Source organism: Microbacterium sp. 05T445, assembly GCF_056395865.1.
This window is the reverse complement of the sequence record NZ_JBFTKJ010000002.1, coordinates 1-21,732: the sequence shown is the minus strand read 5'-3', so window position 1 is coordinate 21,732 and position 21,732 is coordinate 1. Positions and strand designations below refer to the sequence as shown.

At 73.0% G+C, this 21,732-nt stretch carries 20 protein-coding genes and 1 rRNA gene; 6 read left to right on the top strand and 15 right to left on the bottom strand.

The features are described 5' to 3' along the window. Positions 1–12: 12 nt before the first annotated feature. From AC1DDU_RS09645 to AC1DDU_RS09635, 3 genes are all read right to left on the bottom strand, one after another. Complete coding sequence (locus tag AC1DDU_RS09645) at positions 13–1,653, bottom strand: TIGR04028 family ABC transporter substrate-binding protein (RefSeq protein WP_477433529.1); 1,641 nt, start codon at positions 1,651–1,653, stop codon at positions 13–15. Between the two features lie 230 nt (positions 1,654–1,883). Continuing rightward, complete coding sequence (locus tag AC1DDU_RS09640) at positions 1,884–3,290, bottom strand: NtaA/DmoA family FMN-dependent monooxygenase (protein ID WP_477433527.1); 1,407 nt, start codon at positions 3,288–3,290, stop codon at positions 1,884–1,886. Continuing rightward, positions 3,287–4,147, bottom strand: coding sequence for a sulfurtransferase (locus tag AC1DDU_RS09635; protein WP_477433525.1), 861 nt, complete (start codon positions 4,145–4,147; stop codon positions 3,287–3,289). The genes AC1DDU_RS09640 and AC1DDU_RS09635 overlap by 4 nt, the downstream gene beginning before the upstream one ends. Positions 4,148–4,326: 179 nt before the next feature. On the opposite strand from AC1DDU_RS09635, the gene AC1DDU_RS09630 reads away from it, so the two are divergent. Further along, positions 4,327–4,911 (top strand): hypothetical protein, encoded by a 585-nt coding sequence (locus AC1DDU_RS09630; protein ID WP_477433523.1) that lies wholly within the window; start codon positions 4,327–4,329, stop codon positions 4,909–4,911. 15 nt (positions 4,912–4,926) lie between these two features. Here AC1DDU_RS09630 and AC1DDU_RS09625 read toward each other — a convergent pair whose 3' ends face one another. Continuing rightward, positions 4,927–7,029: a DEAD/DEAH box helicase gene (locus AC1DDU_RS09625; RefSeq protein ID WP_477433521.1), complete on the bottom strand. Its 2,103-nt coding sequence runs from the start codon at positions 7,027–7,029 to the stop codon at positions 4,927–4,929. A gap of 64 nt (positions 7,030–7,093) precedes the next feature. On the opposite strand from AC1DDU_RS09625, the gene AC1DDU_RS09620 reads away from it, so the two are divergent. Together AC1DDU_RS09620 and AC1DDU_RS09615 are read left to right on the top strand one after the other, a co-directional pair. Next, positions 7,094–7,465, top strand: a complete 372-nt coding sequence (locus AC1DDU_RS09620) for a DUF6412 domain-containing protein (RefSeq protein ID WP_477433519.1) — start codon at positions 7,094–7,096, stop codon at positions 7,463–7,465. Between the two features lie 91 nt (positions 7,466–7,556). Beyond that, on the top strand, positions 7,557–8,300 hold the full coding sequence (locus tag AC1DDU_RS09615; protein WP_477433517.1) for a YidC/Oxa1 family membrane protein insertase: 744 nt from the start codon (positions 7,557–7,559) through the stop codon (positions 8,298–8,300). A gap of 74 nt (positions 8,301–8,374) precedes the next feature. On the opposite strand, the gene AC1DDU_RS09610 is transcribed toward AC1DDU_RS09615, so the two are convergent. The 6 genes from AC1DDU_RS09610 to AC1DDU_RS09585 form a co-directional block, all read right to left on the bottom strand. Beyond that, positions 8,375–8,830: a DUF2871 domain-containing protein gene (locus AC1DDU_RS09610; protein ID WP_477433515.1), complete on the bottom strand. Its 456-nt coding sequence runs from the start codon at positions 8,828–8,830 to the stop codon at positions 8,375–8,377. A gap of 100 nt (positions 8,831–8,930) precedes the next feature. Then, positions 8,931–10,574, bottom strand: coding sequence for an MFS transporter (locus AC1DDU_RS09605; RefSeq protein WP_477433513.1), 1,644 nt, complete (start codon positions 10,572–10,574; stop codon positions 8,931–8,933). Beyond that, on the bottom strand, positions 10,571–11,194 hold the full coding sequence (locus AC1DDU_RS09600) for a response regulator (RefSeq protein ID WP_477433512.1): 624 nt from the start codon (positions 11,192–11,194) through the stop codon (positions 10,571–10,573). The genes AC1DDU_RS09605 and AC1DDU_RS09600 overlap by 4 nt, the downstream gene beginning before the upstream one ends. Then, positions 11,191–12,285, bottom strand: a complete 1,095-nt coding sequence (locus AC1DDU_RS09595) for a sensor histidine kinase (protein WP_477433510.1) — start codon at positions 12,283–12,285, stop codon at positions 11,191–11,193. The genes AC1DDU_RS09600 and AC1DDU_RS09595 overlap by 4 nt, the downstream gene beginning before the upstream one ends. A gap of 107 nt (positions 12,286–12,392) precedes the next feature. Continuing rightward, positions 12,393–14,516 carry an MMPL family transporter gene (locus AC1DDU_RS09590; RefSeq protein WP_477433508.1) on the bottom strand — a complete coding sequence of 708 codons (2,124 nt, stop codon included), beginning with the start codon at positions 14,514–14,516 and terminating at the stop codon, positions 12,393–12,395. An 86-nt stretch (positions 14,517–14,602) separates the two neighbouring features. Beyond that, complete coding sequence (locus AC1DDU_RS09585) at positions 14,603–15,226, bottom strand: TetR/AcrR family transcriptional regulator (RefSeq protein ID WP_477433506.1); 624 nt, start codon at positions 15,224–15,226, stop codon at positions 14,603–14,605. Positions 15,227–15,338: 112 nt separating this feature from the next. Between AC1DDU_RS09585 and AC1DDU_RS09580 the strand changes: the two genes are divergently transcribed. From AC1DDU_RS09580 to AC1DDU_RS09570, 3 genes are read left to right on the top strand one after another with little or no spacing between them, the layout of a single operon-like run. Beyond that, entirely contained in the window at positions 15,339–16,145 is an 807-nt protein-coding gene (locus tag AC1DDU_RS09580; RefSeq protein WP_477433505.1) for a sugar phosphate isomerase/epimerase family protein, read from the top strand. Then, positions 16,145–17,266: a Gfo/Idh/MocA family protein gene (locus tag AC1DDU_RS09575; protein ID WP_477433503.1), complete on the top strand. Its 1,122-nt coding sequence runs from the start codon at positions 16,145–16,147 to the stop codon at positions 17,264–17,266. Before AC1DDU_RS09580 ends, AC1DDU_RS09575 begins: the two co-directional genes overlap by 1 nt. Positions 17,267–17,288: 22 nt before the next feature. Next, a complete protein-coding gene (locus AC1DDU_RS09570; protein WP_477433501.1) occupies positions 17,289–18,278 on the top strand; it encodes a phosphotransferase family protein in 990 nt (329 codons plus the stop codon). Position 18,279: 1 nt separating this feature from the next. Here AC1DDU_RS09570 and AC1DDU_RS09565 read toward each other — a convergent pair whose 3' ends face one another. From AC1DDU_RS09565 to rrf, 5 genes are all read right to left on the bottom strand, one after another. Continuing rightward, the gene (locus AC1DDU_RS09565; RefSeq protein WP_477433499.1) at positions 18,280–18,918 is read right to left on the bottom strand and encodes a pyridoxamine 5'-phosphate oxidase family protein; all 639 of its coding nucleotides are present in this window, start codon (positions 18,916–18,918) and stop codon (positions 18,280–18,282) included. 84 nt (positions 18,919–19,002) lie between these two features. Continuing rightward, positions 19,003–19,863, bottom strand: coding sequence for a 3-methyl-2-oxobutanoate hydroxymethyltransferase (gene panB / locus AC1DDU_RS09560; protein WP_477433497.1), 861 nt, complete (start codon positions 19,861–19,863; stop codon positions 19,003–19,005). Next, positions 19,863–20,729 (bottom strand): pantoate--beta-alanine ligase, encoded by an 867-nt coding sequence (gene panC / locus AC1DDU_RS09555; protein WP_477433495.1) that lies wholly within the window; start codon positions 20,727–20,729, stop codon positions 19,863–19,865. The genes panB and panC overlap by 1 nt, the downstream gene beginning before the upstream one ends. Next, positions 20,726–21,484 carry a DUF2520 domain-containing protein gene (locus AC1DDU_RS09550; RefSeq protein WP_477433493.1) on the bottom strand — a complete coding sequence of 253 codons (759 nt, stop codon included), beginning with the start codon at positions 21,482–21,484 and terminating at the stop codon, positions 20,726–20,728. The genes panC and AC1DDU_RS09550 overlap by 4 nt, the downstream gene beginning before the upstream one ends. A gap of 151 nt (positions 21,485–21,635) precedes the next feature. Continuing rightward, positions 21,636–21,732, bottom strand: a 5S ribosomal RNA gene (gene rrf / locus AC1DDU_RS09545); the annotation flags it as partial.

Genomic DNA, 21,732 nt, shown 5'->3' with positions numbered 1-21,732 from the left:
AGCTCCCGAGCCCTACTTCTTCTCGTCGAGCCACACGTCGTAGAACAGCGGACGCGCGACCGACTCGAACTCGATGCCGTGCACGTACGGCGCGGCGCCGTACACCTGCGGCTCCTCGAACAGCGGGATGACGTAGGCCTGCTCGGCGAGGTAGTCCTGCACCGCCTGCGAGGCGGCCACCCGCTCGTCGGGGTCCGGCGTCGAGGCGACGGCCAGCAGCAGCGCGTCGAGCTTCGCGTCGTCCGAGAGCAGCGTGTTGCGGTTCTTCGTGAAGTACTGGCTCTTGATGACGTCGAGGTCCGCGCGTCCGACCATCGAGTGGTACAGCGGGGTCTTCAGCGGGTCCTTGATGTCTTCGGCGTAGGTGCCGGCATCCGCCGACTTCACGTTCAGCTCGACGCCGATCTTCTTCAGCTGCTGCGACACCAGCTCGAGGGTCTGCTTCGACAGCGGCTGGGCCTTCGCCTCGTACACGTCCAGCGAGAGACGCTGTCCGTCCTTCTCGCGGATGCCGTCGCCCCCCGGCTCCCAGCCGGCCTCGTCGAGCAGCTCCTCGGCCTTGTCGGGGTCGTACTCGTAGTACTCCGACTCGTCCTTGTAGCCCAGCGCCGAGGCGCTCAGGGCCGACGTCGCGCGCGGGTAGTTCTCGGTGAAGACGGTGTCGACGACCTCCTGGCTGTCGACGCCGGCGACGAGGGCCTGGCGCACGCGGATGTCGCTGAGCAGCGGGTTCGTGAAGCGCAGGCTCAGCGAGTTGTTCACCCCGCGGGTCTGCGGAGCGTAGAGCTCGAAGCCGCCCGATTCCACGCGCGCCTCGTCGAAGGCCTGCACGTAGCGGATGTAGTCGGCCTGACCCGACAGCAGCGAGCCGATGCGCACGCTGTCCTCGGGCGTCACGATGAGGTGGATCTCATCGAGGTAGGCGCGGCCCTGGTGCTCGAAGCTCGGCGGCGCCCAGTCGTAGTCGTCGCGCGCCTGGAGGGTCAGCTCGGTGCCCAGCTTCTCGTCGGAGATGACGAACGGGCCGGATCCGACGATGTCGGCGGCGTTGCCGGCCCCGAGCTCTTCGAGCGAGCGGTCGAGGGTCGCCGGCGACAGCAGCCCGGAGTTGATCGTCGACGTCGCCTGCAGGAAGCCGGGCGCCGGTGCCGAGAAGCGGAACGTCACGGTGTCGGCGTCGACGACCTCGCTGGAGGCGTAATTGTTGATCGCTTCCGAGACGGTGAGGCCGAGGTCGGCGTTGCCGAGACCGTACGTGTCGAAGTTCTTGGCGACCGCCGCGGCGTCCAGCGCCGTGCCGTCCGAGAAGGTGACGTCGTCGCGCAGGTCGAACGTGTACTCGGTGGCGTCGGCGTTCACCGTCCAGTCGGTGGCCACCCACGGCTCGATCTCGAGCGTCTCGGGGTTCTGCCACGTGAGGCGCGAGGTGATGTTGTTGACGAGGCCGCCGTTCGGGTAGAAGCCCGCCTGCGGCGGGTAGAGGTTCGTGTAGGGCTGGTACTCGAGGTAGGTCAGCGCGCCGCCGGAGACGGGCTCGCCGGCGGCGGACGCTCCGCCCGCGGCAGGCTGCTGCGACGCGCAGGCGGTGAGGGATGCCGCGGCGACGAGCGCGGCGGTGACGCCGGCGACGATGCGCGATGCGGGACGGGACATGGGTTCTCCTGGTGCTTTCGGGTCCGTGTTCGGGCTGTGGTGAAGGGGTGCTCGCAACCGTAGGCAGCGGCATGCCTCGGCCGCGGGTCGGCGCGTTACGGCTGTTCACCGTGCGCAAGCGGAGGTCACCGGCGGTCACGCGGCGTAACACGGGCAGGACGGCGGCGACGACGCGGGCACGTGGAAAAGCCCCGATCCCATTGGAGATCGGGGCTTTCCGCGTCGCGCGCTCAGCGGCCGGCGGAGACGGCGGCGGGCTCGTGGACGAGACGCGGAGCGCCCAGCCCGAGCCGCTCGCGCAGCGTGTCGCCGCGGCGCCCGATGAGCCCGCGGCGACGAAGCTCGGGGACCGCGAAGCGCGTGAACGCCTCGAACTGCCCGGGCTGGAAGGCCGAGAGCACGTTGAAGCCGTCGGCGGCCCCGGCGTCGCGCCAGAGTTCGACGTGGTCCGCGATCGCCGCGGGTGCGCCCACCACGAACGCGGCCGGGACGGCATGCGCGGCGATGAGGTGCCGCCACGTCACCGGGTGGGCGCCGTCGAGATCCCGGCCGGTGCGCCCCCGCACCGCCTCGAGCGTGCGGGCCGCAGGCTCGGCGAACCGCGCCGCCGCGGCAGCGGGCACCGCGGCGTCGACCGGCGCCGTGCGAAGCGCGTCGTCGGACGCGACGCCGGCGGCGTCGAGGAACGAGGAGAGCGACCGGTTCGCGGGGAACCCGGGCCGCGCCGCGTGCCCCGAGATCCCGTCGTCGATGGGCACCAGGAGCAGCAGGCGGTCGACGATGGCGCGGGCGGCGGCATCCGTCTCGGCCACCACGGGAACGACCGGCACGATCACCTTGAGGTCGTCGGGGTCGCGGCCGGACGCCGCCGCCAGGGCCCTCAGCTCGGTGCGCACGGCCGCGGCGGCGGGGGGGTCGCCCGCCGCGATCAGCGCGAGATCGGCCTCGGTGGCCGCCAGCGCCCGCGATCGCGGCGACGTGCCGGCGTGGACGATCGGCGGATGCGCCTGCGGCGGCCGCGCCACGTTCAGCGGACCCTCGACCCGCACCTGCGACCCCGTGAACGACGCCGGCCGCAGCCGGTCGGCGTCGATCAGCACGCCGCTGTCGGCGTCGGCGACCCAGGCGCCCTCGTCCCACGACTCCCACAGCAGCCGCAGCGCGCGCACGAACTCCTCGGCGCGGTCGTAGCGGGTCTCGTTGTCGGCGTGGGCCTCGCGTCCGTGGTTGGCGGCCGCCCGCGGCTCGGCGCCGGTGACCAGGTTCACGCCGCCGCGGCCGCCGGTGAGGACGTCGAGGGATGCCGTCGCCCGCGCCGTCGCGTACGGGTCGGCGTAGGTCGAGTTCACGGTCGCGATGAGCCCGATGCGCTCGGTGACGCCGGCGAGGTACAGCACGGCGCTCAGCGGGTCGATGCGCGCGAGCAGGTAGGGGTCGCGGAACTCCAGGTCGGGCCCGGTGGCCAGCCAGTCGCCGAAGAACAGGTAGTCCAGGTCGGCGTCCTCGGCCAGGCGTGCGATGCGGCGCAGGGTGGCGGCATCCGTCTGCGGGTCGGCGTGCGCGCCCGGATGCCGCCAGCCCGACGGATAGGCGCCGAGCGTGCGCACCATGGCGCCGACGATGAGCGGCGCGGTCATACCGGCACCACATCCAGCGACGGCGCGGGGCCGACGGCGGCTAGCCGGCCGCGCGAGCGGGACCACTGGCTCCACGAGCCCGGGTAGACCACGACGTCGATGCCGGCGAGCACCCCCGCCAGCGCGGTGTGGGTCGCCGCGATGCCCGAACCGCAGTATGCGGCCACCGCAACGCCCTCGGCCACGCCGGCGGCCGCGAACTCCGCGCGGATCTCCTCGGGCGAGCGGAACTTCCCGGCGGCCAGGTGCACGGTCGTCGGGAGGTTCACCGCTCCGGGGATGTGGCCTCCGACGGGGTCCAGCGGCTCCGTGTCGCCGCGATACCGCTCCGGGGCGCGCACGTCGAGCAGCAGGCCGTGGTCGGGCCACTCCTCGACGCCGTCGATGTCGGCCACGCCCTCCGTGATCTCGGCGAGCACGACATCCCCCGGCGGCCGGGGCAGCACGTCGCCGGTCTCCAGCGGCAGCCGTTCGGCCAGCCACCCGCGCAGTCCCCCGTCGAGCACGCGCACGTCGGCGAGCCCGGAGCGGGTGAGCACCCACCACGCGCGTGCGGCCGCGACCGAGTGCACGTCGTCGTAGGCCACGACGCTGTCGCCGGCGTGGATGCCCCATCGCCGCGCCGCCGCCTCGAGCTGTTCGCGCGGAGGAAGCGGATGCCTCCCCTCCCGCGGGTCGCCGCGCCGGGCGAGCTCGTGGTCGAGGTCCACGTACACCGCACCGGGCAGGTGCCCGTCGAGGTACGCCGGACGGCCCTCGGGCTGATCCAGGCGCCAGCGCACATCGAGGATCCGCGGCGGCGTCCCCGCACGGATGAGGTCGGCGAGCTCGGTCGGCGAGATGAGTGGCGATGGCATGGGCTCATGCTCGTCTCGTCGCGGCACCGCCGGATCGTCGGGGCGACACACACCGCGACACGACGACATGCGGCGTCACACATCCACGGCGGACGACACCCGCGGCGTGTCCTCGCGCGGCGGCGCCGCAGCGCGCGCGTGCGGTCGTACGATGCGCGCAGAGACCACAGGAGGAGCGGATGCCGCACCCTCGCCGCGCACACGATCCCGGCCCGTCGCGGACCCGCGGTGGCGGACGCGCCCTCGCCGCGCTCGCGATCGCCGCGGGCCTCACGCTCCTCGCCGGCTGCGGCGACGGGACGCTCCCCACGCCGACGGCACTGCCCACCGTCTCGCCGACGCGCACGCTGCCCTCACGCAGCCCGGCGCCGGAGCCGACGCCGACCGTCTCCCCCGAGCCGACGCGCACGCCGATCCTGCCGACGCGGTCGCCGGTGCCCTCACCCGAGCCGACCCTCGTGCCCGAGCCGACACCCACCCCGCCCGCGCCGCTGCCGACCCAGCTGCCGCAGCCCACCACGCTTCCGACGTCCACACCCACGCCCGTGACGACACCGACTCCGACGCCGACACCCACGCCGACACCCACGCCGACGCCCACGCCCACGGCGTCGCCCACGCCCACCGCGGCGGCGTCCGACAACGCCGCGTCGGCGGCGGCCTGGGTGCCGTGGATCGTGGTGCTCGGTCTCCTCGTGGCCGCTGCGGTGACCTACCTCATCGTGCGCCGGCCACGCCGCCGACGGCCACCGACCGGAAGCTGAGACCCGGCCGGCGGTTCAGCCGCGCAGCGCGAGGGCGAACGGGAGCACGGCGCCCGCGCCGGCGCGACGGAGCTCGCGCGCGGCGACGGTGAGGGTCCAGCCGCTGTCGACGCGGTCGTCGACGAGCAGCACCGGGCCGGCGGGAACATCGATCCCCGCCGCAGCGAACCGGCCCCACACGTTGGCCACCCGGAACGCGCTGTTGCCGCCGGGCTGCCCGCTCGGCCCGCCGTCGACGAGGTCGAGCGCGCCGAGGTACGGAAGCCGGCCGATGTCGGCGAGGCCGCGGGCCAGCGAATCCACCAGCTGCGGCTTCGTGCGCGACGGCATCGCGACGACCGCGACCGGGCGCTCCTCCCATCCCCAGTCCGCGAGCACCCGCACGCACGCGGCGAGCACGTTCTGCGGCACCGGCGCGTCGGCGGCGCCCGCCGCGAACAGCGCCCGCAGCTGCCCTCCCCAGCCGAGGTCGGTGAGCCGGCCGAGCGCGCGCCCCTCGGCGGCCTGCTCGTCCGCGGCGATGCGGCCCTTGACCGCGACGCCCAGCCGGTCGGCGCCGGTGGGCCACTGCCGGCGCGGCTCGATCGGCACGCCGACACGATCGAGGGCGGCCGTGGCGGCATCCGTCGCCTCCGTGGCGATCGCCTCCGCGAACCACGCCCCGGCGCAGTTGTCGCACCGCCCGCAGGGCTGGGCGCTGTCGTCGTCGAGCGAGCGCTGCAGGAACTCCATGCGGCAGGCGGAGGTCTGCTCGTACTCGATCATGTGCTGCTGCTCGGCCACGCGTTCGCCGGCGATGCGCCGATAGCGCTCCTCGTCGTACGTCCACGGCGCGCCCGTGGCCGTCCAGCCGCCCTTCACCCGCTCGACCGCGCCGTCGACGTCGAGCACCTTCAGCAGCAGCTCGAGAGGCGTGCGCCGGATGTCGACCACGGCCTCGAGCGCCGGCGTCGACATCGGCGCCCCGTGGGTCGACAGCGCCCCGAGCACGCGCTCGGCGCGCTCGCGGTCGGGCATCGACGCGGTGGCGAAGTAGTGCCAGATGTCGCGGTCCTCGGCGCCGGGCAGCAGCAGCACGTCGGCCGATGCCGTCGCCCGGCCGGCACGCCCCACCTGCTGGTAGTACGACACCGGCGACGACGGCGCCCCGAGGTGCACCACGAAGCCGAGATCGGGCTTGTCGAAGCCCATGCCGAGCGCACTCGTGGCGATGAGGGCCTTCACGCGATTGTCCTTCAACAGCGCCTCGGACTCCTCGCGCTCGTCGGGGTCGGTCTGGCCGGTGTAGGCGCGCACGTCGTAGCCGCGATCGCGGAGGAGCCGCGCGGTGTCGTTGGCAGCGGCCACGGTGAGCGTGTAGATGATCCCCGAGCCCGGCAGCTCGCCGAGGTGCCCGATGAGCCACGCCAGGCGGCTCGGCGGATTGGGCAGCTGCAGCACGCCCAGCCGCAGCGACGCCCGCGCGAGCGGGCCGCGGATCGTGAGCACGCCGCGGCCCCCGGCATCCAGCTGCTCGGCGACATCGGCGACCACGCGGCTGTTGGCCGTCGCGGTCGTCGCGAGCACGGGGACACCCTCGGGCATGCGGGCGATGAGGTCGCGCAGGCGGCGGTAGTCGGGGCGGAAGTCGTGGCCCCAGTCGCTGATGCAGTGGGCCTCGTCGATGACGAGCAGGCCGATCCGCGCCACGAGCTGGGGCAGCTGCTCGTCGCGGAACGCCGGGTTGTTCAGGCGCTCGGGCGAGACCAGCAGCACGTCGACCTCGTCGCGGTCCAGCTGCGACAGTACGTCGCCCCACTCGTGCGCATTCGTCGAGTCGATCTTCAGCGCTCGGACGCCCGCCCGCGACGCGGCGGCGATCTGGTCGCGCATCAGCGCGAGCAGCGGTGAGACCAGCACCGTCGGGCCGGCGCCGCGACGGCGCAGCAGCAGCGTCGAGACGAAGTACACCGCGGACTTGCCCCACCCGGTGCGCTGCACCACCAGGGCGCGGCGCCGTTCGTCGACCAGCGCCTCGATCGCCTCGAACTGCCCGTCGTGGAAGTCGGCGTCCTCGCGCCCGACGAGCGCGCGCAGCACCTCGAGGGCCTCGGTGCGGGTCGTGGTCGTCGCAGTCACGCCCTCCAGCCTGCCCCATGCTCCTGACACTGGGCGCCCGAGCGGCCGAGCGCACCGTGCTACCGTGAGCGCGACGGAGGGGGTGCGCATGCTCGAGACGATCCTCGCGCTGCTGCGCCTGGTCTCGGAGGCCGTGGACGCACTGCTGCGCCCCGTCGCCGAGCTCGTCGGGGCCTCGCTCCGCTCGCTGTTCGAGGCCGCTCCGGCCGTGCAGGCCGGAGAGGCGGGCGTCCTCGTCCTCGCCGTCGCCGTGGTCGCGACCCTCGCCCTGCTCGCCGTCGCGCTCGGCGTGCGCCTCTCGCCGGCTGCGGCCGTCGCGGCGGCCCCGCACCCGCGCCGTGCCATCGACGATGCGACACGGCTGACGGCATCCCATCCCGACGCCCCGGGACACTCCCGTCCGCGCGCACCGGGCTTCGCGGCCCTGGCCGCCTAGCCCGTCGCCCGTCCCCGCCTGCCGTGCGGGACGTCCGCCGGTGCCTTCGTGGCCGCACGCCACGAATCGACACCGGACGAACGGACACCCCATGGACCTCTACGCCTTCCCGCCCATCGCCGCGATCCTCGACGCGGCATCCTCCGCCCTCATGTGGCTCACGGCGCTGCTCGAGCCGCTCGCCGGCTCCGCCGCGGCGGCGGCGGCCGTCATCCTGCTCACCCTGCTGGTGCGCGCGGCGCTCATCCCCGCGGGCATCGCGCAGGCCAAGGCCGAGCAGGCACGCAGCCGCCTGGCGCCGCGGCTGCGCGACCTCCAGCAGCGTCATCGGCGAAACCCGGAGCGGCTGCAGCGCGAGACGATGAAGCTGTACGCCGACGAGAAGGTGTCGCCGTTCGCGGGGTGCCTGCCGATGCTCGCGCAGGCGCCCGTGGTCGCCGTCGTGTACGCGCTGTTCCTGCACACCTCGATCGCCGGGCACGCCAACGCGCTGCTCGCGGAGCACCTGCTGGGCGTGCCGCTCGGCGTCAGCGCGGTCGGGGTCGTCGCTGCAGGCACGGCGACCGCCGCGACCCTCGCGGTGTTCGGCGGCGTGATCGCGGTGATCGTCGTGGTGGCCGAGCTGACGCGGCGCGCGTTCCGGCCGCCGGCGGGAGCGGATGCCGCGCCCCTGGGCGGCGCCATGGTGCGGCTCGCGGGGGTCCTGCAGTTCACGACCGCCGTCTTCGCACTGTTCGTGCCGCTCGCCGCGGCGCTGTACCTCGCCACCACCGTCGCGTGGACGCTCGTGCAGCGTCTGGTGCTGCGACGCGTGTATCCGCCGGTGGTGGCGTGAGCGACGGGCGGCACCGAGAGGGGACGCTCGCCGCGGTTGCGACGAGCGTCCCCTGGGTGAAGTGCGCGACCGGCCTAGCGGACCTGGGCGGCCTCCGCCGCGACGGCCTGCGGCGCGCTCTTCGCGGGGCGCAGCGCCTTGCCGAGCGCCAGGAACAGCAGCACCATGCCCGCGGTGAGCAGGATGTGGCCGGTGCCGGCGATGCCGGCGATCATCTTCGACGACTCCTGGCCGAGGACCGTGAGCGAGCCGTGCCAGATGAGCATCGCCGAGGTGAGGATCACACCGGCGTTGTACAGCCAGAAGAACCAGCCGAACAGCTTCGAGTTCGACAGGGTGAAGACCTTCTCGAGCACGAGCACGATCAGCAGGATGATGAAGCCGAGCGTGAGCAGGTGGGTGTGGGCGAGTCCGAGCTGCGTGAACTGCCCCTCGGGGAAGTCGTTGATCTTCGTGAACTCGCGGTAGAACAGGCCGGAGGCGACCCCGGCGAGCATGTAGGCAAAGGCTGCGTAGTAGAGCTTTCGCATGGCATTCCTCTCGAATCTCCTTCCAGCCTCGTCGCCGCGGGGCCGGAGGGGATCCATCGAAAGGTTGAGTTCCCGGGGTCGGGTCACACCCCGGTCTGGCTCACACCACGGCGCGGCGAGCCGCGCGGCGCAGCAGCACGGCACTCACGAAGCCCAGCAGGAGGAAGCCGGCGGCCACGACCAGCGCCCACTGGGTGGCATCCGCGAACCCTGCCGCCAGCGCGTCCACCGCGCTCGACGTCTGATCGCCCAGCGGGCTGGACGAACCCTCCGCCCGGAGCTGCGTGATCGTCGTTCCTGCCGACTGGCGGGTCGTGTCGGCGAGCTTGTCGGCCTCCGACCCCGTGATGCCGGCCGCCGAGAGCGCGGCGGGAAGCGTCAGCGCGAGCGTCACCGACAGCACCGCGCCCGCGAAGGCCGTGCCCAGAGCCGAACCCACCTGCCGCACCGTGCTCTGGGTGGCCGACCCCTGCCCGGACTGTTCGACGGGCACGTCCCGCAGCACCGTGCCGGTGAGCTGGGCGGATGCCAGGCCCAGGCCGAGCCCGTACAGCACCATCGGGAGCGCGATGACCCATCCGGGCGTCGTCGCCGTGACCACCAGCGCGATGATCGCGACTCCCAGGACCTCGAGGCCGAGTCCGAGCAGCACCGTTCCCGGTGCGCCGAGGCGTGCCGCGACGTGGCGCGCCGCGGCGCCCGACCCGAACGCGCCGACGGCCATCGCGGCCAGGACGAGGCCCGCGCCCATGGCGTTCATGCCGAGTGCGTTCACGAGGTAGAGCGGCAGCACGAAGATGATGGCGAACTCGCCGACCGCGACGGCTCCCGCGGTGATGTTGCCCCATGTGAACGTCGGCAGCCGGAACAGGCGCAGGTCCAGCAGCGCGGAACGGCCGTTGTGCGCACGATGACGCTCCCACAGCACGAACAGGGTCAGTGAGACGATCGCGATCGCGAAGGTGATCGGGATGACGGAGATGGGCGCGTCGGCGGGCCATGTCCACCCGAAGATGTGGAACTCGGATGCCGGTTTGATCCACCCGAGCTCCGAGCCCTCGATGACCGAGAACACGAGAGCGCCGAACCCGATCGCCGACAGCAGCGCGCCGTCGACGTCGATGCCCGGTCCCGCAGTCGAACCGCGCGTCTCGGGCACCACGAAGATCGCGGCGATGAAGATGGCGATGCCGATCGGCACGTTGACGAGGAAGATCCACTCCCACGAGGCGTACTCGGTGAGCGCGCCGCCCGCGAGCGGTCCGACGGCCGCAGCGCCGGAGATCACCGCTCCCCACACTCCGAACGCGGCGGCGCGGTAGCGCCCGCGGAACACCGCGTTGACCGTGGAGAGTGTCGAGGGCATGATGAGCGCCGCGCCGAGCGCCTGGACCGCGCGCGCGCCGATCAGCGGTCCCGCCGCGTCCGAGGCTGCCGCCATGAGGCTGCCGGCGACGAACACGACGAGCCCGGCGAGGAAGAGCCGCTTGCGCCCCCATCGATCGGCCAGCCGTCCGGTCGACAGCAGCAGCGCCGCGAGGATCGCCGCGTACAGGCTGCTCACCCACTGCGCGTCGGTGAGGTCGAGCTTGAGGTCCGCGACGATGTCCGGCAGGGCGACGCCCACGATGGTGCCGTCCAGGACGATCAGGCCGAGGCCGATGGAGAGGACGGCCAGCGCCATCCATTCGCGGCGGGTGGGTGGGGTGACCTCGGTGTCGGAATCGATGTCGGTGCCGGTCATAGGATCCCCCTGTCGCGGGCGACGGCGACCGCTCGCGAGCGGCTGTCGACACCCAGCTTGGCGAAGATGTGGACGAGATGGGTCTTGACCGTCGCCTCGGTCACGAAGAGCGTCTTGGCGATCTGCGGGTTGGACGCCCCCTCACCGAGCAGGCGCAGCACCTCGTGCTCCCGTTCGGTCAGGCGCACGCGCGGTGCGCGCAGCACCTGCACCACACGCTCGCTGAGCTCGGGGGTCAGCGCCAGGCGCCCCGCCGCGGCCTCGCGCACCGAGCGCACGATGGCTTCGGCGGGCGCGTCCTTGAGGACGTACCCGGAGGCGCCGGCCTCGATCGCGCCGAGGATCTCGGCATCCCGATCGAACGTGGTGAGGATGATGACCGCCGGCGCGGGGTCCAGGGCGCGCAGGGCCGCCGTGGTCTGCACGCCGTCCATGCCCTCGCCCATACGCAGGTCGCACAGCACGACGTCGGGGGCGAGGTGGCGGGTGAGGGCCACGGCCTCTTCGCCGGTGGCCGCCTCGCCGACCACGTCGATGTCGTCGTGGGACGCGAACAGCGACCGCACCCCGGCGCGGACGATGGGGTGGTCGTCGGCGATCAGCACGCGCAGCCCGCTCATCGCGCCGCTCCCGCCACGATGGGGACGGATGCCGACAGCGCGGCGCCCGATCCGGGGGTGCTCTCGACGTCGAGCCCGCCGCCGAGTTCGCGCAGGCGCTCCCGCATGGCGCGCAGCCCGTAGCCGCCGCCCGAACCGGCGGGAAGGGTCTCCCACCGCGCCACGTCGAACCCGACGCCGTCGTCCACGATGTCCAGGCGCACGCTGTCGCCGCCGTCGACGAGGCTCACGACCACGCGCCCCGCCTGGGCGTGCACGCGGGTGTTGGCCAGCGCCGACTGCGCCGTGCGCAGCAGCGCGACCTCGACCACGACCGGGAGGGCGGGGACGGTGTCGTCCACGTGCAGCTCGGTACGGATGCCGGTCTCCTCGGCGAGCCGGTCCAGCATGCGCTGCAGCGCGTCGGCGAGCGCGGATCCCTCCAGCTCGGCGGGCATGAGGGCGTTGACGATGCGGCGCGCGTCGGCGAGCCCCTCGCGGGCGAGGTCGCCGATCTGGGCGAACGCGCGGGCCGAGGTCTCGGACGCGTCGGGTGCGGCGGCGGTGGCGATCATGCCGATCGAGGTGAGGCTCTGCGCGATGGTGTCGTGGATGTCGCGCGACAGGCGCGTGCGCTCGGCGACGGCGCCCGCGTCGCGCTGGGCGAGGGCGAGCTCGTCCTGCAGCTCGGCCATCTCGGTGTGGGCGCTCACGAGCGAGGTGATGAGGCGGCTGCGTTCCTGGCCGTCGCGCACCAGTTCGAGGTACCCGCGCGAGATCCCGAGCGCGAACACCCCGCCGACCACCGGCCCGATGACGTTGGCGTAGCTGGTGGTGCCGGTGTGCACCACGGGCGCGGCGATGACCACCGCGAGCACGACGATGCTGAACGGGATCGCCCACCGCATCCGCAGCACGAACCCGGCCAGCAGCCACAGCGGGAAGGCCAGCCACACGAACTCCGGCGAGATCGCGACGGCGCCGATCCAGATCAGCGCGAGCCCGACGAGCCAGCCCGCCGCCACGCCGCGGTCGCGGGTGCGCTCGCTCAGCAGCAGGCCGCCGAAGTACCAGCCGCCGAACACCACCGAGACGGCGATCACCCACGGCACCGATCACGATCAGCGCCGCGGTGATCACGGACTGCCCGACCCGGATCGAGCCGACCAGGCCGCGCCACGAGCGGGAGGGCCGTGAGGCCTGCGCGCCGTGCCCGGCGTCAGCCGACGGGTTGGCGGATAGCTGAGGCATCCGCAGCCGCTCCTTCCTCTGGGTCACGCTCCTCACCGTCGCGCGGAGCGACGGCCGGGCGGACCCGGCCGGGCCACCACATCCGGTCGCCGACCAGCGAGAACAGCGCGGGCACGACGAGGGTGCGCACGACCAGGGTATCGACCAGCACCCCGACGCCGACGATCAGGCCGAGCTGCCCGAGTGTCACCAGCGGCAGGAGGCCGAGGGCCGCGAACACGCCGGCCAGGACGACGCCGGCACTGGTGATGACGCCACCGGTCGCCGCGACGGCGTTCACCATGCCGGCGCGCGTGCCTGCGGTGGCCGCCTCCGAGCGGGCGCGGTGCACCAGGAAGATCGTGTAGTCCACGCCGAGGGCCACCAGGAACAGGAACGCCAGCAGCGGCACCTGGAGGTCCAGCGCGTGCCATCCGAACAGCACCTTGCCGAGCCAGGCGCCGGCTCCGATCGCCGCGACGGCGCTCAGGGCGTTGACCAGCAGCAGCACGAGCGGGGCGACCAGGGCGCGCAGCAGCACGACGAGCACGATGAACGTGACCAGCAGCACGAGCGGCGCGATCACCAGGAAGTCGCGGATGTTCGCGTCGCGCTCGTCGACGGCGGCACCGGCCGGTCCGCCCACGAGGGAGTCGGCGGATGCCTCGTGCGCGGCGTCGCGCACGTCGCGCACGAGTTGCAGGCTCTCGGGCGAGCCTGGTTCGGCGTCGCCCACGGCCAGGATCTTCACGAGCGAGCCGTCCTCGCTCTCGGCGACCGCCGTCGTGCGCTCGACGCCGGGCACCTCGTCGACGGCGTCGGCGACGGCATCCGCATCGGAGGAGTCCGCGATGATGACCATCGGCTGGGCCTCGCCCGGCGAGAAGTGGTCGCCGAGCGCCTCGAGGCCGACCCCCGACTCGGAGGGCACCCGGAAGCGCTCGACCTGGCTGAGGCCCAGCTGCGTGCCGAGGAGGCCGGCCGCCATGACGCCGAGCAGCACCACGCCCGCCACCACCGGCAGCACCGGACGCGCCACGACGCGGGCCCCGATGACGCGCCATGCGCCGACGCGGCGCTGCGGGCGCCCCGGACGCGGGACGAGCGGCCAGAACACGCCCCGCCCGCACACCGCGAGCGCGGGCGGCAGCACGAACACGACCGCGGCCAGCGCGATGAGCAGGCCCAGCGCCGAGGCGATCCCGAGACCCCGGGTGCCGGGGATCACCGCGAGCAGCAGCGTGAGCAGCGAGATCACGACCGTCGCGTTGGAGGCGACGATGGCGGGCAGGCTCGCACGCCAGGCCCGGGCGAGCGCGGCGCGGCGATCCTCGTCGCGCATCAGCTCCTCCCGGTAGCGGGAGATGAGCAGGAGCGCGTAGTTGGTGCCCGCGCCGAAGACGAGGACGCTCACGATGCCGGTGTCGAACTGGAGGTCGAGCGCGGTGCCCAGGGCGGCGGTCGCCTTGCCGGCGAGCTGGTCGGCGAACGCCACGACGGTCAGCGGGATCAGCCACAGCACGGGCGAGCGGTAGGTCGCGATGAGCAGCAGCGCCACGATGCCGATGGTCACCATCAGCAGCGTGAAGTCGGCGCCGTCGAACGCGGACGCGACGTCGACGCCGAACGCGGCACCCCCGGTGACCTGCACCGAGACGCCGTCGATCGGGTTGTCGGCGATCACGCCGCGCAGGCCGTCCACGACGTGATCGGCGGCATCCTCCTCGTCGCCGATCGTGACGGTGGACTGGATGACGGCCGCCTCGCCGTCCTCGCTGGGAAGCGGGCCCATCGAGGTGCCGCCGGTCTCGGCGTCCAGCTCGGGGACCAGCGCCGTGAGCGCCTCGAGGTCCGCGGGGGTCAGCTTCCCGCCGTCGTCGCGGGTCGCGACGACCAGGAGCGCTTCGTCGTCGGCGTTCGGGAACTCGTCGGCCAGCGCCGCCACCTGCCCGCTCTCGGACTGCGGCGGGACGGCGTCCCCGCCCGCGGCCATGTCGGCGCGGCCGAACACGCCGATGAGCGCCACCAGGGCGAGCGCGCCCAGGATGAGCGAGATCCAGGCGCCTCGACGGGAGGTCAGGCGATGCGAGAGCGAATCGATGAAGCGGTGCACCCATCCAGTTCACGCGCAGCGCGCGATGCGCGCGTCGCGCGGCGAGTCGACACCGATGTCAACCGATCGATGGATGGCGGGAGGGCTCAGGCGGTGCCGGGGGCCGCGGCATCCGGCGGCGACAGCAGCTGTTCGAGCAGTCGCAGCGCCGCGTCCTGCGGAGCGTCCGCGTCGAGCAGCCACTGGGTCTGCAGGCCGTCGGAGGCGGCGATGACCAGGGCCGCGACGGCATCGGGGTCCACGTCGCCGCGGATGCGCCCGGTGCGCTGGTTGTGACGCACGCGTTCCGCGAGTTCGCCGCGCACGCGGGCGAAGCGGGCGGTCGCGAACTCGCGGGCGGCGGGATGCCCCTCCTCGAGCGCCGACGCGACCAGCGTGGAGTACAGCTGCACCATCCCCTGCACCTCGCGGTTGGACTCGGTCCACTCCTGCAGCATCTCGATGGGGGTCGTGTCGGGGTCCGCCGGATGCTCGTCGCCGCGCCGCTCGGCCTCGCGGTAGACGGCGACCAGCAGCTCCTCGAGCGAGCCGAAGTAGTGCTTCAGCGCCGCGTGGGTGACGCCGACCTCTTCGGCGATCGCCCGCAGGCTGGTGCGGTCGGAGCCGCGCTTCGCGAACACCTCGATCGCGCGGTCCAGGATCTCCTGACGCCGCGCGACGCCCTTGGCGTACGACCCGCGGGGGGCCGCCGGCTGCTCCTGGTCGGACATGTGTGAATCATAGCGAGCAAAAACCTCCACATGGAGGTTTTTGGTGGTAGCGTGTTCGCCACCGGGCGCGACATGCCCGCCCGTCACCGACGACACCGAAGGAGCGCGACCGATGCCGGTCCAGACATCCATCCAGCTGTTCACCGTCCGGGAAGCGCTCGAGGCCGACCTCGACGGCACCCTCGCCGAGCTCGCCTCGCGCGGCTTCACCGCCGCCGAGCCCTACGACTTCGTGCGCCGCGCCGAGCCCCTCGCCGCCTCGCTGAAGGCCAACGGCATCGCGGCACCGACCGGCCACGCGTTCCTCGCCTCCACCTCGTTCGTGAACCCCGACGGCAGCGGCACGACCCTCCCCGTCCCGGCGCCCGACGTCGTCTTCGACGCCGCCGAGACGCTCGGCATGACCACGGTCATCGACCCCTACACGGAGCCGGCCCGCTGGGAGCGCGTCGAGCAGATCGAGGAGACGGCGCGCCTGCTCAACGCCGCCGCCGAGATCGGCGCCGCGCGCGGCATCCGCGTCGGCTACCACAACCACGCCCACGAGCTCGAGGCGACCTTCGACGGCAAGACCGGCCTCGAGGTGCTCGCGGACCTGCTCGACCCCCGCGTCGTGCTCGAGGTCGACCTCTACTGGGTCGCCCGCGCGGGCGTCGACTCCCCCACCCTGCTGCGCACGCTCGGCGACCGCGTGATCGCGGTGCACGTCAAGGACGGCACGCTCGACCCGGAGGCCGTCGCGGCCTACCCGCCGGCCGATCAGGTTCCGGCCGGCCAGGGCGTCGTCCCGCTCGAAGAGGCGATCGCCGCGGCATCCGCCCTCGAAGTCGCGATCGTCGAGTTCGACCACTTCGACGGCGATCTGTTCGACGCCGTCGAGCAGAGCCGCGTCTTCCTCGACGAGAAGGTCGCCGTCTGATGGCGGGCGCTCCCGTCGGCGTCGGCATCATCGGCGCCGGGAACATCAGCGACCAGTACCTGACGCACCTGTCGAGCTTCCCCGACGTGCGCGTGCTCGCCATCGGCGACCTGCTCGAGGACCGCGCCCGCGCCCAGGCGGCGAAGTACGACGTGCCGCGCGGCGGCAGCGTCGAGAGCGTGCTGGACGACCCCGACATCGAGATCGTCGTGAACCTCACGATCCCGGCGGTGCACGTCGAGGTCTCCGAGGCGATCATCGCCGCCGGCAAGCACGTGTGGACCGAGAAGCCGATCGGCATCGACCGCGAGGAGTCGCAGCGACTGCTGCAGAAGGCGGATGCCGCGGGCCTGCGCGTCGGCGTCGCCCCCGACACCGTGCTCGGCCCGGGCGTGCAGACCGCCAAGCGCGCGATCGCGCGCGGCGACATCGGCCGGCCGCTGTTCGCGACGACGACGTTCCAGTGGCAGGGCCCGGAGCTGTGGCATCCCAACCCCGCCTTCCTGTACGCCAAGGGCGCAGGCCCGCTGCTCGACATGGGCCCGTACTACGTGTCCACGCTCGTGCACGTGTTCGGACCGGTCGCCTCCGTCGCCGCCCTCGGCCTCCAGGGCGTCCCGACGCGCACCGTGAAGTCCGGAGAGCTGGCCGGCCAGGAGTTCCCCGTCGAGATCCCGTCCACGCTGTCGGTGCTCATGGACTTCGAGCAGGGCGGTCAGGCGCAGAGCCTGTACAGCACCGACTCGCCGCTGCTGCGTCACGGCATCGTCGAGATCAACGGCACCGAGGGCACCATCGTGATCCCCGACCCGAACACGTTCGGCGGCGACATCACGATCACCCGTCCGCTGACCGACGTGTCGGTGCGCGAGCAGGAGATTCTCCAGGTGCCGCAGGAGGGCGTGCTGGTCGGCCGTGGCCTGGGCCTGCTCGACATGGCGCGCTCGATCCGCGACGGGCGCCCGCACGTCGCGACCGGCGAGTTCGGGTACCACGTGCTCGACACGCTGCTGTCGATCGAGGAGGCCGCGGCGTCGCACAGCTACGTCGCGGTCGAGAGCACCCTCGGCGAGGTCGGGTCCCTGCCCGGGGACTTCGATCCGCTGGCCGCGACCCTCTGATCCACGCGCGAAGGGACCGCTCGTGGAGAGCATCACGAAGAACCGCCAGTCCACAGCGGTCCTGAAGGCCATGATCGAGCGCGCGTACGGCGCCGACCAGGTGCCCGACGGCGAGGACTTCGCGGCCGAGCTCGGCCACGGCTGGTTCAACGTCGCCTACCGGCTGCGCCTGCGCGACGGACGGCAGGCGGTGCTGAAGATCGCACCGCCTGCCGACGTCGCCGTCATGACGTACGAGCAGCGCATGATGCGCAACGAATGGGCGGCGATCGGGCTGGTCACCGACGAGACGTCCGTGCCGGTGCCCCGGATCGACTTCGCGGACGGCAGCGGCGAGCTCTGCGACGCCGACTGGTTCGTGATGCCCCTCATCGACGCGGCGAACCTCGGCATCCTGCAGGAGGAGGGCGCTGTCGGCGCCGGCGAGACCGCCCTGCTCATCGAGCGCCTCGGTGCGCTCAACCGCGAGCTCAACGGCATCGTCGGCCCCGGGTTCGGGCCGCTCCTCTCGCCCACCGCGACGAGCTGGCGGGAGGCGTTCACGAGGATCCTCGAAGACGTGCTGCAGGACGGCGAGCGGGCCGGGGTCGACCTCGGGTGGGGCTACGACGAGGTCCGCACCGCGATCGCGGAGCACGCTCCGGCGCTGGAGGCGGTCACCGAGCCGCGCTTCGTGGAGTGGGACCTCTGGCCGGGCAACGTCATGGTCCGTGAGGGCGAGATCGTCGCGATCATCGACCACGAGCGGGCGCTGTACGGCGATCCGCTCATGGAGGCGGGCTTCGTCGGCACCGACCTTCCCGGGTGGGGCGACTCGGACGCCTTCATGCGCGGCTACGGGGCGGCACCGCTCACCGACGCGGAGCGGACCCGCCGCCACCTGTACACACTGCATCTGGTGCTCGTCATGATCATCGAGACCTCGTACCGGGGCCATGAGGACCCGGGGCAGTACGACATGGCGCGCGCGACGCTGGTGCAGGTGATGGCGCTCCTCGGCCGCACCCGCTGAATCACCCGGGCGGCGGCGGGATGATCGGCATCGCGCCGGTCGGCGTGCGGTGCGGGATCGGCGTCGGGCGCGTGGCCCGCGGCTGCTCGGGCGAGGGCGGCTGCGGCGACTGCGGGATGCCGCTGAACGCCCGCGCCTGCCCGATGGGGCCTTCGGTCTTCACGAACCGGCGCCCCGTCACCGTGCTCGCCGTCACCCGGATCACGAACAGCTTGAGGGTCGGGCTCCACGAGTGCAGTCCCCGCGCGCCGCTGGCGCGCAGCTCGGCATCGCTGGTGACGCGGTCGACCGGCCCGCGCACCACGACGCTCCACCACTCGCCGTCCGTCTCGCCGTCGATCTCCAGCGCCGCGACGTGGTGGTGGGCGATGTGCAGCAGCTTGCTGTCCCGCGCCGTCCGGATGTAGAGGGACCCCTCGTAGGCGAGGTAGTTCACGGGGAAGATGTCGGGTCCGCCGTCCTCGCGCACCAGCGCAAGCCTCCCGAGCGCGGTGCCCTCGATCAGCTCCCAGCACACCGCCGTGGAGAGGTGCTCGACGCCGTTCGCGGCGACGAGGTGCTCGGCACCGCCGGCGCCCTTCGCCTCACCGTGGTCGGCGGCATCCGTCTCGTCCGCGTCTGCGGACGGGTTCTCATCCATCTCGCGCTCCCTGACATCGTTCCTGCTTCCGTCCTACGCCCCTCTCCCGGCGAACGGAAGGGGTGGGCCGGCAGGCGCGCGGGATCAGCGCCGGTCGTGCGCGTCGAGCTCGGCGCGCGCGGCGGCGACGGCGACCTCGGTGGCGGCGTACCCGTGCTCGGCGCCAGGGAACTCGCCGCCGCGCACCTCCCGCGCGTATGCGGCGACCCCGGCGACCATGTCGGGGCCGATGGTGCTGTAGCGCTTCACGAACGCGGCGGTCTTCCCCTCGGTGATACCCAGGAGGTCGTGGATGACGAGCACCTGACCGTCGGCCGGCCCCGCGCCGATGCCGATCACCGGGATCTGCAACGCCGGCAGCACGACGGCGACGACGTCGGCGGGCACCGCCTCGATCACGAGCACGCTCGCGCCGGCGTCCTGCACGGCCAGCGCTTCGCGCACCACGCGGGCGGCCGATTCCTCGGTGCGTCCCTGCGCGCGCAGGCCGCCGAGGGCAACCGCTGTCTGCGGTGTGAGCCCGACGTGCGCAACGACCGGGATCCCGGCGTCGGCGATGGCGCGGATGCGGCTGAGCCGGGCCTCGCCGCCGCCCTCGAGCTTGACCGCGTCGGCGCCGGCCTCCTTCACGAACCGCACCGCGGTCGTGACGGCCTGCTCGTCCGAGACCTCGGTCGACCCGAACGGGAGGTCGCACACGACGAACGCCGAGCTCACACCGCGGCGCACGGCGCGCGAGAGCACGAGCATCTCGTCCACGGTGACCGCGACCGTCGAGTCGTGCCCGAGCACGACCTGCGCGCCGGAGTCGCCCACCAGCACCATGTCGACCTCCGCCTGCTCGGCGGTGCGTGCGGTCGGGTAGTCGTACGCGGTCACCATCACGATGGGCTCCCGGCGGGACTTCATCTCGGCCAGCCGCTGCAGCGTCACGGGTGCACGCATCACGGACCTCCTGGGGTGCCGGCACCGGGGCCGACGATCGTGTTGTCGATGAGCCGGGTGCTCCCCACGCGGGCCGCGATCGCGACCAGCACCGGGGCGACGACGGCGGCGACGGGTTCGAACGTCGCCGGGTCGACGAGCGCCACGTACTCGGGATGGATGCCTTCCGCCTCGAGCACGGCGAGGGCGCGGGCGCGCAGCGCCTCGGGGTCGGCGGCGCCGTCGGCCGCGGCATCCGTCACCGCGCGCAGCGCGCGGGGGATCGCGAGCGCCCGGGCGCGCTCGTCCGCCGAGAGCCGCGTGTTGCGGCTGGACCGCGCGAGCCCGTCGGCGTCGCGGGATGTCGGGCACACCACGATGCGCGACGGGATGCCGAGGTCGACGACCATGCGGCGGATCACCGCCACTTGCTGGGCGTCCTTCGCGCCGAAGTAGGCGTGATCCGGCAGCACCGCCAGCAGCAGCTTCGTCACCACCGTCGCGACGCCGTCGAAATGTCCCCGGCCGCGCTCGGCGCCCTCGAGGGTCTCGGCGATGGGCCCGGTCACGCTCACGGTGGTCGCGAATCCGGCCGGATAGACCTCGGTCACGGCGGGGACGAAGACGACGTCGACGCCCTCGGCCTCGGCGATGGCGAGGTCGCCGTCCTCGGTACGGGGGTAGGCGGCGAGGTCGGCCTGCTCGTTGAACTGCGCCGGGTTGACGAAGATCGACAGCACCACCGTGTCGTCGCCCGCGCGCGCAGCGCGCAGCAGCGTGGCATGCCCCTCGTGGAGCGCACCCATGGTGGGGACGAATCCGATGGTCCCGCCGCGACGCTCCCGCAGCACGGTGCGCAGATCGGCGACGGTGCGAACGACGATCACGGCGCGACCTCCTCTCGCGGCGTCGCGCCGAGCTCGCGCGTCGCGACGACCAGGGTGTCGAAGAGCGCGGTGCGGTCCGGCATCCGCTCGAGCACCGCCGCCCGCTGGCGTGCGACAGTGTCGTCGTCGCCACGTGCGATGGGGCCCGTCAGCGCCGCAGCGCCGGTCGCCTCCCAGTTCGCGACGGTCGCGCGAACGAGCGGCGCCAGCGCGTCGCGCGGCACGCCGGCGGTCGCGGCGAGATCGGCCGCGAAGGTCTCCAGCGTGACGAGGAAGTTCGACGCGATCGACGCTGCCGCGTGGTACGCCGCACGGTCGGCATCGGCGATCTCGAACGCACGCAGGGCGAGGGTGTCGGCGAGCGTGCGCGCGACGGCGAGAGCACGCGGGGTGGTGCCCGCGATCGCCGCCGGCACGTCAGTGAAGTCCGCGCCCGGTCCGGTGCCGGTGATCGTCATCAGCGGATGCACTCCGAACGCCTCATGCGGTGCCAACGACGACAGCGGGGTCGCGCCCGACACATGACCGACGAGGGGGCCCGGAACCACCGATGCCGCAGCCCTCGCGATCTCGGCATCCGGAACGGCCAGCACCACGATGTCGACGCCGGCGCCCGTCGCGCCGCGTCCGAGAGGCCCGCTCACCTCGATCCCGGCAGCGCGCAGACGCTCGGCGAGCACGCGTCCGACCCGGCCGTCTCCCACGACGGCGACGCGACCGAGAGCGCCCGGCGCATCGGAGAAGAGCTCCGGCATCGTCGCCTCCCGTCGTATCGCCTGGTGGACCAGGTTCAAAAATACCTTGCGGAAGAAGGCCTGACGTTCAGAGCTCTGGAGGTTGTCTTCGAGAACCTCTGTTAACGCGGAATGGCCACCCTGCGTTGGGTGGCCATTCCGTGTAATGGGTGTCCGGCGGTGTCCTACTCTCCCACAGGGTCCCCCCTGCAGTACCATCGGCGCTGAGAGGCTTAGCTTCCGGGTTCGGAATGTGACCGGGCGTTTCC

Excerpts from the sequence above, each read along its gene's own strand:
- AC1DDU_RS09645 (WP_477433529.1), bottom strand. The coding sequence starts at position 1,653 with ATGTCCCGTCCCGCATCGCGCATCGTCGCCGGCGTCACCGCCGCGCTC.
- AC1DDU_RS09640 (WP_477433527.1), bottom strand. The coding sequence starts at position 3,290 with ATGACCGCGCCGCTCATCGTCGGCGCCATGGTGCGCACGCTCGGCGCC.
- AC1DDU_RS09635 (WP_477433525.1), bottom strand. The coding sequence starts at position 4,147 with ATGCCATCGCCACTCATCTCGCCGACCGAGCTCGCCGACCTCATCCGT.
- AC1DDU_RS09630 (WP_477433523.1), top strand. The coding sequence starts at position 4,327 with ATGCCGCACCCTCGCCGCGCACACGATCCCGGCCCGTCGCGGACCCGC.
- AC1DDU_RS09615 (WP_477433517.1), top strand. The coding sequence starts at position 7,557 with ATGGACCTCTACGCCTTCCCGCCCATCGCCGCGATCCTCGACGCGGCA.
- AC1DDU_RS09610 (WP_477433515.1), bottom strand. The coding sequence starts at position 8,830 with ATGCGAAAGCTCTACTACGCAGCCTTTGCCTACATGCTCGCCGGGGTC.
- AC1DDU_RS09605 (WP_477433513.1), bottom strand. The coding sequence starts at position 10,574 with ATGACCGGCACCGACATCGATTCCGACACCGAGGTCACCCCACCCACC.
- AC1DDU_RS09600 (WP_477433512.1), bottom strand. The coding sequence starts at position 11,194 with ATGAGCGGGCTGCGCGTGCTGATCGCCGACGACCACCCCATCGTCCGC.
- AC1DDU_RS09585 (WP_477433506.1), bottom strand. The coding sequence starts at position 15,226 with ATGTCCGACCAGGAGCAGCCGGCGGCCCCCCGCGGGTCGTACGCCAAG.
- AC1DDU_RS09580 (WP_477433505.1), top strand. The coding sequence starts at position 15,339 with ATGCCGGTCCAGACATCCATCCAGCTGTTCACCGTCCGGGAAGCGCTC.
- AC1DDU_RS09575 (WP_477433503.1), top strand. The coding sequence starts at position 16,145 with ATGGCGGGCGCTCCCGTCGGCGTCGGCATCATCGGCGCCGGGAACATC.
- AC1DDU_RS09565 (WP_477433499.1), bottom strand. The coding sequence starts at position 18,918 with ATGGATGAGAACCCGTCCGCAGACGCGGACGAGACGGATGCCGCCGAC.
- panB (WP_477433497.1), bottom strand. The coding sequence starts at position 19,863 with ATGCGTGCACCCGTGACGCTGCAGCGGCTGGCCGAGATGAAGTCCCGC.
- AC1DDU_RS09550 (WP_477433493.1), bottom strand. The coding sequence starts at position 21,484 with ATGCCGGAGCTCTTCTCCGATGCGCCGGGCGCTCTCGGTCGCGTCGCC.